Origin of the sequence: uncultured Fretibacterium sp., from assembly GCF_938040765.1 — a bacterium.
Taxonomy (GTDB): Bacteria; Synergistota; Synergistia; order Synergistales; family Aminobacteriaceae; genus CAJPSE01.
Genome location: NZ_CALIAA010000206.1, coordinates 1 through 11952, shown reverse-complemented (window position 1 = coordinate 11952; position 11952 = coordinate 1). Strand labels below are relative to the sequence as shown.

The window sequence follows — 11952 nt, the reverse complement described above, 5'->3', positions numbered from 1 at the left end:
CCTGCTCGAACAGACCCTCTATGTCCGCCAGGGCCTGAAAGGATCGCCATTTGGCGAACAGAGGCTTGATGTCGTAGACCTTGCTGGAGCCGTTCTCGAACTCGACCAGCAGGGAGAAGTCCGAAATTGGCGTTACCGACCTGACCTTATGAAACATCGCTCCGCCTCCTTTCCAAAAGGCCCCCGCTATTCCAGCGGGGGGAGCTGAACGAACTCCTGCGTCTCCCATATTTTCAGAAGCTCGGTCTGGTACTGTGCCGCCCATTCCCTAACCAAATCCAGAGCTTTCGGAGGCAGATCACCTTCCAGCATTTCGAGGGTTCGGATGTCGATTGCCCCGACGTACTCACCGTACATGGCGTGGAAGTGGGGAGGGTTGTGCTCTTTCTGCTGGAAAAACATCTTGATGATCAATCCGTAAAACCTGGCGATTACCGGCATCTCAAGCCCTCCTTCGATAGGCTTATTATAGCCTGTTCGCTATATTTTCAGGGTCCAATCCGTTTTTTCGACGGCCCGCTTGTTTTGCTTCCGGTACCAAGGGCGGCGGAGGGGCCGGAGGGGTTGTTCTTCACGCTCGACAACACCCCCCAGCCCCTGCGGGCCTTTCTTGCTTTTCTTGTAAGGTAAATAGTATACGCTTTTAGCCACAAAAAAACCCCGGGTCGCCCGGGGAGAAAAATTGATCGAAAAAAAAATTGCTCAGACATTCTTTTTCTTTTTGCGTCGCGACCCCTACTTTCCCGTCCGTTTCATGGTCTCCTTCATCAGCACGTCGTGCGCCCCGCCCTCGGAGATCGTCATGGGGGAGACCAGGGTCAGGCGCGCCTTCTCCCGCATCTCGGGGATGGACAGCGCGCCGCAGTTGCAGAACGTCGAGCGCACCTTGCTGAGCGTCTCCGCCACGTTGTCCCTCAGGCTGCCCGCGTAGGGCACGTAGGAGTCCACGCCCTCCTCGAACGACAGCTTCTGCTCCGCGCCGGCGTCGCCCGTGTCGTAGCGCTGCCAGTTCCGTGCGCGCGAGGAACCCTCGCCCCAGTACTCCTTGACGAAGTTCCCGTTCACCATCACCTTGTTCGTCGGGCTCTCGTCGAACCGCGCGAAGTACCGCCCCAGCATGCAGAAATCCGCGCCCATCGCCAGGGCCAGCGTGATGTGATAGTCCATCACGATGCCGCCGTCGGAGCAGACCGGCACGTAGACGCCCGTCTCCTCGAAGTAGGCGTCGCGCGCCCGGGCCACCTCGATCACGGCCGTGGCCTGCCCGCGCCCGATCCCCTTGGCCTCGCGCGTGATGCAGATGGACCCGCCGCCGATCCCCACCTTGACGAAGTCCGCCCCCGCTTCGGCCAGGAAGCGGAACCCGTCCGCGTCCACGACGTTCCCGCCCCCGACCCGCACCGCGTCCCCGTACCGCTCGCGGACCCAGGAGAGCGTGCGGCGCTGCCACTCCGTGAAGCCCTCGGACGAGTCGATGCACAGCACGTCCGCCCCGGCGTCCACCAGAGCCGGGACGCGCTCCGCGTAGTCGCGCGTGTTGATCCCCGCCCCGACCACGTAGCGCTTGTGCGTGTCCAGGAGCTCCAGCGGGTTCTCCTTGTGCATCGAATAGTCCTTGCGGAACACGAACGCCACCATGTGCCCCCGTTCGTCCACCACCGGCAGCGCGTTCAGCTTGTGCTCCCAGAGGAGGTCGTTGGCCTCGCTCAGCGTCACGCCGTCCCGGGCGTAGACCAGCTTTTCGATGGGCGTCATGAAGTCCCGCACGGGCGTGTCGGGCGTCATGCGGCTCTCGCGGTAGTCGCGGCTCGTGACGATGCCCAGGAGGCGCCCCGTCAGGGACCCGTCGTGTGTGACGGCGACGGTGGTGTGCCCCGTCCTCTCCCGGAGGCTCAGGATGTCGGCCAGCGTCTCGTCCGGGCCGATGGACGAGTCGTTGGCGACGAACCCGGCCTTGTAGCGCTTGACGCGCCGCACCATCTCGGCCTCGCGCTCCACGGTCTGGGAACCGTAGATGAACGAAACGCCGCCCTCCCGCGCCAGGGCGATCGCCAGCCGGTCGTCCGAGACCGACTGCATGATCGCCGAGGTCAGAGGGATGTTCATCTCCAGCGGGGGCCGCTCGCCCCGCCGGAAGCGGCAGAGCGGCGTCCGCAGGGACACGTTGGCGGGGATGCAGTCCGCCGACGAATAGGAGGGGACCAGCAGATATTCGGAAAACGTGTGCGACGGTTCCTCGTAAAAATGGGCCATTTCCAGAATCTCCTTACGATAGTCATAAAAATCCTTGCTGCGGCCGAACGTCCGGCCGGGGGAGGTCCGGGGCCTTTCCCTCCTTGCAGAAGCCCGAGGGCCGCGCGCCGACGGGGACCTCCATGGGGTACTCCCCGTCGAAGCAGGCCCTGCAGTACAGCCGCCTGCCCCCGCAGGCCGCAGAGAGGCCGTCCTCGCTCAGGTACGTCAGCGAGTCCGCGCCCAGGAAGTCCCGGATCTCCTCCTCGGACTTCCGCACCGCGATCAGGTTCTCCCTGTAGGGCGTGTCGATCCCGAAGTAGCAGGAGTAGCGGACCGGGGGCGACGTGATGCAGACGTGCACCTCGCGAGCGCCGGAGTCCCGCAGCTGCCCCACGATGCGGCGGCACGTCGTGCCCCGGACGATGGAGTCGTCGATCACGATCAGGCGCTTCCCCTCTATATTGTACCGGATCGGCGAGAGTTTGATGCGCACCGAGTCCTCGCGCATCTCCTTCGTGGGCTGGATGAAGGTCCGGCCGATGTATTTGTTCTTGATCAGCCCTTCGCCGTAGGGAATCCCGGACGCCTCCGCGTAGCCGATGGCCGCCGGGATCCCCGAGTCGGGCACCGCCATCACCATGTCCGCCTCGATCGGGTTCTGCGCCGCGAGCAGGGCGCCGGAGCGCCGCCGGAAATCGTAGACGCTCACCCCGTCCACCACGCTGTCCGGGCGGGCGAAGTAAATGAGCTCGAACACGCAGAGGCTCTTGCGGCACCAGTGAGACGGCTCCAGGCTGCGGGGCCCGCCGGCGTCCACGATCACGATCTCGCCCGGCTCCACGTCCCGGACGAACGCCGCGTCCAGCGCGTCGAGCGCGCAGCTCTCCGAGGCCAGCACCCAGCCGTCGCCGAGCCTGCCGAGGCACAGCGGGTGCAGGCCGTGCGGGTCGCGCACGCCGATCAGTCGGTCGCCCATCGTCAGCACCAGCACATAGGCCCCCTTCATCAGGCTCATCGCGTTGCGGATACCCGCCTCGATCCCGCGGCTGTTCCCGTTTTGGCAGATGAGGTGCAGGATCGACTCCGAGTCCGTCGTGGTCTGGAAGATCACCCCGGCGTCCGACAGGGTCTCCTGGATGCTGTCCGCGTTGACCAGGTTGCCGTTGTGCGCCAGGGCGATCTCGCCCAGCCGGCACCGCGCCGCGAGCGGCTGGGCGTTGCGCACGTCGCCCCCGCCCGCGGTGGAGTAGCGCACGTGCCCGATGGCGATGTTCCCCGAGAGCCCCGCGAGGACGTCCCCGCGGAAGACCTCGCCGGCCAGCCCCAGCCCCTTGAAGGGCTGGATGCGCCCGCCGCGGTTCACGGCGATGCCCGCGCTCTCCTGCCCTCGGTGCTGGAGCGCGTAAAGACCGTAGTATACCGGCCTGGCCGCGTCCTCCGACTCCCGGTACACCCCGATGACGCCGCACTCCTCGTGCAGCGAGTCGTCCTCGAAACCGCGAGAGGCCCGGCCATAAGGGCCGTAGAGATGGTCCATCGCCGCTAGCGGCTCACCCGCTCGAACATCTCCCGATAGGCGTCCTCCACGCCGCCCAGGTCCCGGCGGAAGCGGTCCTTGTCCAGCTTGCGGTTCGTCTCCGCGTCCCAGAACCGGCAGGTGTCGGGCGAGATCTCGTCCGCCAGGACGATGCGCCCCTCGTAACGGCCCAGCTCGATCTTGAAGTCCACCAGCCGGACCCCGATCCGCGAGAAATAGTCCTTCAGAAGGCCGTTGATCCGAAGGGCCAGGCCGCCCATCGTCCGCAGCTCCTCCTCCGTCGCCACCCCCAGGGCGAGGATCTGCGAGTCGTTGATCATCGGGTCGCCCAGCGCGTCGTCCTTCAGACAGTACTCCAGGGTGGGGGCCTTCAGCTCCCGCCCCTCCTCGACGCCGAAGCGCTTCGAGAAGGAGCCCGCCGCCACGTTGCGCACGATGACCTCCAGCGGGACGATCTTCACCGCCTTCACGACGGTCTCCCGGTCGTTCAGCTCCTCCACGAAGTGCGTCTCCACCCCGTTCGCCTCCAGCATGCGGAACAGGATGTTGCTCATCCGGTTGTTCACCACGCCCTTGCCGGCGATCGTCCCCTTCTTCTCCCCGTTGAACGCCGTGGCGTCGTCCTTGTACTCGATGATGTAAAACCGGGCGTCGTCGGTCGCGTAGACCTTCTTGGCCTTGCCCTCGTAAAGCCGCTCGCGCTTCTGCATCCTCTATTTCCCTCCCATAAAGAATTCCACCGCGGACTCGAACATTTCCGTGCCGTAATTTCCCTCGACGTTCCGGTACAGGTACGGCCCGACGCGCTCCACGTGCCCCATCCTGCCGAACACGCGCCCGTCGGGCGACAAGAGCCCCTCCACGGCGCCCGCGGACCCGTTCGGGTTGTAACGGATGTCCATCGTCGGACGGCCCTCCGGGTCCACGTACTGCGTCGCGACCTGCCTCGCCTCCGCCAGACGCCTCAGCAGCTCCGGCTCGCACACGAAGCGCCCCTCCCCGTGGGATATCGGCATCGTGTGCACATCCCCCTCGCGAACGCGCCGGAGCCACGGGGAACGGTTCGAGAGCACGCGCGTCCGGACCATCCGCGACTGATGGCGGCCGATGGTGTTGAAGGTCAGGGTCGGGGCGTTTCTGTCCAGCCTGTCCGGCCCGTCCGATTTATCGCCCGGCCCCTTCGGCTCGTTGATCGGGTCCTCCGGGTCCAGGATGCGCCCGTAGGGGAGCAGCCCCGTCTTGACCAGGGCCTGGAAGCCGTTGCAGATCCCGCAGATCAGCCCGCCGCGCGCCTCCAGAAGCGCCTCCACCGCGCCGTGCACCGCCGGGCTCCGCAGGAAGATGGCGATGAACTTCCCCGACCCGTCCGGCTCGTCGCCGTTCGAGAACCCGCCCGGCAGAAGGAGCGCCTGAGACGCGGAGAGCCGTTCCGCAAAGCGGTCCGCCGAGGCCCGCATCGCCTCGGCCGAAAGCGCGTTCACCACCAGGACCTCGGCCCGTCCGCCCGCACGCTCCACCGCCCGGGCGGACTCGTACTCGCAGTTCGTGCCGGGGAACACGGGGATCAGGAACCGGGGCCGCGCGGTCCCCACCGGGGGCGCGACACGCGCATGGGGCTCGGGGGCCGGGGAGGGGGCGGGCAGGTCGCAGTCCTCCTCCTGCCCCTCGGCCGCCTCGCGGCAGCGCGTAGGATAGATATCCTCCAAAGCTCCGTCGTAGGCCGCCTCCAGGTCGTCCAATGCGACGCATTCCCCATGCCAGGAGAACTCGGGCTCCAAGCGTGTATATCCCAGCTCGATACAGTCCGTGTTGCCGATCTCCACGCTATCCTCCAGCTCCAGCACGAACGTCCCCCGCTCCGCCCCGAAGAGGTCCGCGAGGGAGACGCCGTCGGCGAAGGCAAAGCCCAGTCCGTTCCCGAGGGCCATCTTGAAAACCGCGGCGGCGACCCCACCGAATGTGGGCGTGAAGGCGGCCCGAATCGCCCCGGAGGCATTCAGTTGTTTGACTTTCTCCAGCAGGGCGCGCATCGATTCCGGCTCGGGCAGGGCCCCCTCGTACCGCGGGCGAAGCAGCACGACCCGCGAGCCCGCGCCCTTGAACTCCGGCGAGACGATGCGCCTCGCGTCGGACGTCGTCACGGCGAAGGAGATCAGGGTCGGGGGGACGTCCAGCCCCTCGAAGGAGCCGCTCATCGAGTCCTTGCCCCCGATCGCCGCAATGCCCAGGTCGAGCTGGGCCGCCAGGGCCCCGAGCAGCGCCGCCGCCGGCTGCCCCCAGCGCCGCGGGTCGTTCCCCGGCCGACCGAAGTACTCCTGAAAGCTCAGCGCGCACGCCGTCAGGTCGGCCCCGGCCGCCGCGAGGCGACAGACGGACTCCACGACCGCCAGATACGCCCCGTCATAGGGCGAGGCCGAGGACCGGAACGGATCGAACCCCCAGGCCATGACGGAACAGGTCGTCGTCTCCCCCTCCGGAAGAGGAATCTTCGCGGCCATCGCCTGGATGGGCGTGCGCTGCCGCCCTCCCCCGAAGGGCATCAGGATGGTGTTGCCCCCGACCGTCGAGTCGAAGCGCTCGCACAGGCCGCGCCTGGAGCAGACGTTGAGGTCGGAGACAACGGACCGGAGCCCCTCCGCGAAGCCGGAGAGGACGGGCGTCATGCAGTCCCTTGGGATCGGGACGAACGCCCTGGCGTGTCGGGCGGCCCCATTGCTCTGGATGAAGGAGCACGGCAGGTCGACGATGCGCTCCCCGCGCCAGCGCAGGACGAGCCGGTCCTCCTCCGAGACCTTTGCGATGACCGTGGCGCTCACGCCCTCCGCCGCCGCCAGGGCGACGGCGCGCTCCACGTCCGCCTCCGCCACGACGGCGGCCATGCGCTCCTGGGACTCGCTGATCGCGATCTCGGTCCCGTCCAGCCCGGCGTACTTCAGGGGGACGGAGTCCAGGTCGACCTCGAGCCCGTCGGCCAGCTCCCCGACGGCCACGGAGACGCCGCCCGCGCCGAAGTCGTTGCAGCGCTTGACGAGGCGCGAGAAGTCCGGGCTGCGGAACAGGCGCTGGAGCTTCCGCTCCTCGGGCGCGTTGCCCTTCTGCACCTCGGCCCCGCAGAGCTCGAGCGACCGCGCGGTGTGGGCCCGGGACGAGCCCGTGGCCCCGCCGCACCCGTCGCGGCCCGTGCGCCCGCCGAGCAGCAGCACGCGATCGCCCGGCTCCGGGCGCTCCCGCCGTACGTGGTCCTCCGGGACGGCCGCCACCACCGCGCCGACCTCCATGCGCTTGGCGACGTAGCCGTCGTGGTAGAGCTCGTCCACCAGCCCGGCGGGAAGCCCGACCTGATTCCCGTAAGCGCTGTAGCCCGCCGCGGCGGCCGTCACGATCGTGCGCTGCGGTAGCTTGCCGGGCAGGGTCTCGCTAAGGGGCCGGCGGGGGTCCGCGGCGCCCGTCACGCGCATGGCCTGGTAGACGTAGCCCCGGCCGGAGAGCGGGTCGCGGATCGCCCCGCCGATGCAGGTGGCGGCCCCGCCGAACGGCTCGATCTCCGTCGGGTGGTTGTGCGTCTCGTTCTTGAACAGCAGCAGCCACGGCTTCGGCCGGCCGTCGATGTCCGCTGAAATCCGAACCGTGCAGGCGTTGACCTCCTCCGACTCCACCCAGTGCCGAAGCAGGCCACGTTTTTTGAGGGCGCGGGCCCCGATCGTCGCCAGGTCCATGAGGGTCACGGGGCGATCGGTTCTCCCGAGCTCGCGGCGCAGCGCAAGGTAGCGCTCCCAGGCCGACCGGATGCGATCGTCCTCGATGTCGACGGAATCGAGCTCCGTGTGGAACGTGGAGTGGCGGCAATGGTCGGACCAGTAGGTGTCCAGCACCCGGATCTCGGTCAGGGTGGGGTCCCGCCCCTCGGCCCGGAAATGGGCGCGGCAGCAGCGGAGGTCGTCCGGCGTCAGGGAGAGGCCGTATTCCTCGACGAACGCCGCGAGGCCCGCGTCGTCCAGCTCCCGGAAGCCCTCCAGGACGGGGACCGGCCCCGGCTGAGGGTGTGCGGCGGCGAGCGTCTCATACTCCTCGAGCTGCGCCTCGCGGCACTCCACCGGGTTGACGAGGTGTTTCCTCACGGCTGCGAGGTCCCGGTCGCTCAGCGCCCCGTAGAGAAGGTAGACCCGCACCGCGCGCACGATCGGGCGCTTTCCCGAGAGGAGCGCGACGCACTGCTCCGCCGCGTCGGCGCGCTGGTCGTACTGGCCGGGAAGGTACTCCACCGCCAGCACGTGCGCGTCCTCCGGAACGCCGTAGGGCAGGTAGTCCGTCTGAGGCTCGGCGAAGACCGTGTACCGGCACGCCAGCAGCGTCTCCGTGTCGATGCCCTCCACGTCGTATCGGTTGAGGATCCGCACGCGCTCCAGGGACGCGACGCCCAGGACGTCCCGGAGCTCCGCGTGGAGCGACGCGGCCTCCTGCTGGAACGGGGCCTTCTTCTCGACGTAAAATCTATGCACCATGTGAAAGACCTCCTGCGGTCCCGATATCGTGCCGGAAGCGCGCCCCCTCGAAATGGATCAGCCCGACGCCTGCATAGGCACGGGAGCGCGCCTCCCCGGCCGTCGAGGCGACCGCCGTCACCGAGAGCACGCGGCCCCCCGCCGTCCTCAGTGTTTCGCCGTCCCGCCTCGTCCCCGAGTGATAGACGACGGTGTCCGGCGGCAGGCCGGAATCGATATGGATCTCCATCCCTTCCCTCACCTTGCCGGGGTACCCCTCGGAGGCCATGACGACGCAGCAGGACGCCCCTTTGGAGAAGTGGACCTCCGCCTCCGCCAGACGCTCCTCCCGCACCGCCAGCATGATCTCGAACAGGTCGCTCTCCAGGAGGGGCAGCACGGCCTGAGCCTCGGGGTCCCCGAATCGGCAGTTGTACTCGATCACCTTCGGCCCGTCCGCCGTCAGCATCAGCCCGAAGTAGAGGCAGCCCCTGAAGGGGCGTCCCTCGGCCCGGAGCGCCTCGACCGTGGGCCGGAGGATCCGCTCCATGCACAGGGCCGCCAGCTCGGGCGTGTAATGGGGGTTCGGCGCGACCGCCCCCATGCCGCCCGTGTTCGGCCCCCTGTCCCCGTCGAAGGCGCGTTTGTGGTCCATCGACGAGACCATGGGGACGATCGTGCGCCCGTCGGTGAAGGCCAGGACCGAGACCTCGGGGCCGGAAAGCCGTTCCTCGATCAGCACCCGGTCGCCGCTCGCGCCGAAGATACGCTCCTTCATGATGGCGGCGACCGCCGCGACCGCCTGGTCCGCGTCCTCCGCCACCACGACGCCCTTGCCCCGCGCGAGGCCGTCCGCCTTCACCACCACCGGGCCCCCCGCCGACGCCGCGTACTCGAGCGCCCGGTCCGCGTCGTCGAAGACCCGGCTGCGGGCCGTCGGGATCCCGTACCGCCGCATCAAGTCCTTGGCGTAGACCTTGCTGCCCTCGATCGCCGCGGCCCGCGCGTTCGGGCCGAAACAGCGCACCCCCGCGGCCTCCAGGCGATCGACCAGCCCCATCACCAGCGGGTCGTCGGGGGCCACCACGGCGAAGTCGATGGAGCGCTCCCGCGCGAAGGCAACCAGCGCGTCGAGGTCCGTCGCGGGTATCGGCACGCACTCGGCCAGCGCCGCAATGCCCCCGTTGCCCGGCAGCGCGCAGAGCTTCCCGATGCGCGGGCTCCGCGCCAGGCGCTCCGCAAGGGCGTGCTCGCGCCCGCCGCCGCCTACTATCATGACATTCATATTGCTTGCGCTCCCCCTTATGTTATTCCATTTCAAAATCATTCGTAGACGATAAGCAGTGAGCCAGCGAAGCATAGCGAGCTGTGCGAATTGCTTAGAAGCTTCATCAGGCGGCTACGATTCTGCGTCGAAGACGAAGCCAATCGGCTTCGCTTTGACGTAAGCGACTGGCACAGCATTTGCGCCCCTTCTGAGGGCAAAGGGCTGGCCATCTGCTTAAACGCAGGATACGGATGATTTGGAATGGAATCAGTGGTGAAACAATCTCTGTCCGGTCATCACCATAACAATCCCATACCGGTCGCACGCCTCGATCACCGCGTCGTCGCGGATCGAGCCGCCCGGCTGGGCTATGGTGGAGACGCCGCTGCGCCGCGCCCGCTCCACGTTGTCGGGGAACGGGAAGAAGGCGTCGCTCGCGAGCGAGACGCCGCTCATGCCGCTCAGCCAGGCGCGCCGCTCCTCCGGCGTCAGCGGGTCCGGCCGCCGGGCGAAGCAGCGCTGCCAGCATCCCTCGGCCAGGACGTCCTCGGGCGTGGCCGACAGGTAGACGTCGATCGCGTTGTCACGGTCCGGCCAGGCCAGGTCCGCGCGGAACGGCAGGTCCAGGACCTTCGGGTGCCCCCTCAGGAGCCGGATGTCCGTCTTGTCCCCCGCCAGGCGGGTGCAGTGTACGCGCGACTGCTGGCCTGCACCGACCCCCAGCGTCTGGCCGCCGCGCGCGGTGCAAACGGAGTTGGACTGCGTGTACTTGAGCACGAGCAGGGCCAGGGTCAGGTCGCGCCGCGCGGCCTCCGGAATGTCCCGGAGGCGCGTCACGGGCCTGTCGAAGACCGCGGGGTCGACCGCCGCGTCGTTGCGCCGCTGCTCGAACGTGACGCCGAACACGTCGCGCCGCTCCAGGAGCGGGGGTGCCCAGCCCGGGTCCATCCGCACGACGGCATAATTCCCGTTCCGCTTCTCCCGCAGGATCGCGAGCGCCTCTTCGGAGTAGCCGGGCGCGACGACCCCGTCCGACACCTCGCGCCGGATCACCGACGCCGTGACCGCGTCGCACGGGTCGCTCAGCGCGATCCAGTCCCCGAACGACGACATCCGGTCGGTCCCCCGCGCCCGGACATAGGCGCAGGCCAACGGGGATGCGTCCAGTCCGGGGAGGTCGGTGAGGAACAGGCGCTTTTCCGCCTCGTCGAGCGGTATCCCCAGCGCCGCGCCCGCGGGGCTGACGTGCTTGAACGAGGCCGCGGCAGGCATCGCGAGCGTCTTACGCAGCTCCCGGACGAGCTGCCAGCCGTTCAAGGCGTCCAGAAAATTGATGTAGCCCGGGCGGCCGTTCAGCACCTCGAACGGGAGCTCCCCCTCCGCCGCAAAGAGCCGTGCCGGGACCTGGTTGGGGTTGCAGCCGTACTTGAGTTGCAGCTCCTTCAAAACCTCTCCTCCTTCCCATGCCGGTCGAACAGCCGCTCCTCGCAGCCCCGCCCGTTCGCCGTGAGGTACCGCACGCAGAGCGCTACCCGGTTCTCCGCGTCCAGCGCGCCCCAGAGGTCGCGGGAGAACGCCTCGATGTCCGCGGGGATCGGCACCGCTCGGGGCTCGCCCCCGAAGCTCGGCAGAGGGTCGCCGTCCCCGGCATAGGTGTGGATGAGGCGGCCGGCGGCCGGTACGGCCTCGTACTCGAAGAACTGGCGGAGGCATTCCCCGGCTCCACCGGCCTTGAGGATGCTCAGACGGTACCCGAAGCCCGGTCCCCCCTTCGATGGAGCCGAGGGCGCGAAGGTCAGCAGTCCGCTGATGCGCGGCGTGAAGTGCGGCGCGTCGGGCTCGTAGCTCCGCGTGCGCAGGGCCGACTCGAAGGTGCTTCCGTTCCGCAGCGCCTCGCAGACCGTCTCCGTCTGGTCCCCGTTCGTCACGACGACGTGCTCCCCGCAGACGCGGATGGGGGCGTAGAGGATCAGCGAGGGGTCCGCGACCCGCTCGGGGCTCAGGAGCCGGATGACCAAGTCGTCCCCCGACCGCTCGAGGACGCGGCCGCGGCTGGCCGCACTGCGGCCCATGATGAAATAGGCCAGGACGGCGCGCCCGTCCGGGGCACAGCCCAGGATGATGCCCCGGCCCGGATACCGGTTGCCGCCCAGGAGCGCCGTAAGGCTGCCGGGATTGGGGGACTCCGTCCCCCATACCCCCTGGCAGGGGAGACCGAAGGCGAAGCCACGGGGCTTCGCTTCGGCATAAGCGACCGGCACAGCATTCGGGGCTTGACAGCCCCGAAGAGCTGGCCGTCTGCTTAACGTGCTCCCCTGGACTGACGGCCCGTGAGAGTAACGAACGGTTGCTGGAAGGCTCCCCGAAGGGGGCACCCCCATTGATCCTTCCCAGGGGGGGGCAACGCCCCCCCCTGGGAAGGCTATAAGGGG

General features: G+C 68.3%; 8 protein-coding genes. All 8 read right to left on the bottom strand.

Translation table 11 applies throughout. The annotated features are described in order from the left end of the window. Nucleotides 1–186 precede the first annotated feature (186 nt). On the bottom strand, nucleotides 187–441 hold the full coding sequence (locus Q0176_RS07155; protein ID WP_299300765.1) for a DUF4160 domain-containing protein: 255 nt from the start codon (nucleotides 439–441) through the stop codon (nucleotides 187–189). 294 nt (nucleotides 442–735) lie between these two features. Beyond that, nucleotides 736–2253, bottom strand: coding sequence for an IMP dehydrogenase (locus tag Q0176_RS07150; RefSeq protein WP_299300763.1), 1518 nt, complete (start codon nucleotides 2251–2253; stop codon nucleotides 736–738). Nucleotides 2254–2275: 22 nt separating this feature from the next. Beyond that, nucleotides 2276–3772, bottom strand: coding sequence for an amidophosphoribosyltransferase (gene purF / locus Q0176_RS07145; protein ID WP_299300760.1), 1497 nt, complete (start codon nucleotides 3770–3772; stop codon nucleotides 2276–2278). Between the two features lie 5 nt (nucleotides 3773–3777). After that, nucleotides 3778–4482: a phosphoribosylaminoimidazolesuccinocarboxamide synthase gene (gene purC, locus Q0176_RS07140; RefSeq protein WP_299300757.1), complete on the bottom strand. Its 705-nt coding sequence runs from the start codon at nucleotides 4480–4482 to the stop codon at nucleotides 3778–3780. Nucleotides 4483–4485: 3 nt separating this feature from the next. Then, entirely contained in the window at nucleotides 4486–8274 is a 3789-nt protein-coding gene (locus tag Q0176_RS07135) for a phosphoribosylformylglycinamidine synthase (RefSeq protein ID WP_299300754.1), read from the bottom strand. Beyond that, nucleotides 8264–9538, bottom strand: coding sequence for a phosphoribosylamine--glycine ligase (purD, locus tag Q0176_RS07130; protein WP_299300751.1), 1275 nt, complete (start codon nucleotides 9536–9538; stop codon nucleotides 8264–8266). The genes Q0176_RS07135 and purD overlap by 11 nt, the downstream gene beginning before the upstream one ends. Before the next feature lie 249 nt (nucleotides 9539–9787). Further along, nucleotides 9788–10966 (bottom strand): phosphoribosylaminoimidazolecarboxamide formyltransferase, encoded by a 1179-nt coding sequence (locus tag Q0176_RS07125; RefSeq protein ID WP_299300748.1) that lies wholly within the window; start codon nucleotides 10964–10966, stop codon nucleotides 9788–9790. Further along, nucleotides 10963–11781, bottom strand: coding sequence for an IMP cyclohydrolase (locus tag Q0176_RS07120; RefSeq protein ID WP_299300745.1), 819 nt, complete (start codon nucleotides 11779–11781; stop codon nucleotides 10963–10965). Before Q0176_RS07120 ends, Q0176_RS07125 begins: the two co-directional genes overlap by 4 nt. Nucleotides 11782–11952: the final 171 nt, after the last annotated feature.

What these genes read in the sequence shown, in the direction of transcription:
- purD (WP_299300751.1), bottom strand. Translation starts at nt 9,538, where the DNA reads ATGAATGTCATGATAGTAGGCGGCGGCGGGCGCGAGCACGCCCTTGCG.
- Q0176_RS07155 (WP_299300765.1), bottom strand. Translation starts at nt 441, where the DNA reads ATGCCGGTAATCGCCAGGTTTTACGGATTGATCATCAAGATGTTTTTC.
- purC (WP_299300757.1), bottom strand. Translation starts at nt 4,482, where the DNA reads ATGCAGAAGCGCGAGCGGCTTTACGAGGGCAAGGCCAAGAAGGTCTAC.
- Q0176_RS07150 (WP_299300763.1), bottom strand. Translation starts at nt 2,253, where the DNA reads ATGGCCCATTTTTACGAGGAACCGTCGCACACGTTTTCCGAATATCTG.
- purF (WP_299300760.1), bottom strand. Translation starts at nt 3,772, where the DNA reads ATGGACCATCTCTACGGCCCTTATGGCCGGGCCTCTCGCGGTTTCGAG.
- Q0176_RS07135 (WP_299300754.1), bottom strand. Translation starts at nt 8,274, where the DNA reads ATGGTGCATAGATTTTACGTCGAGAAGAAGGCCCCGTTCCAGCAGGAG.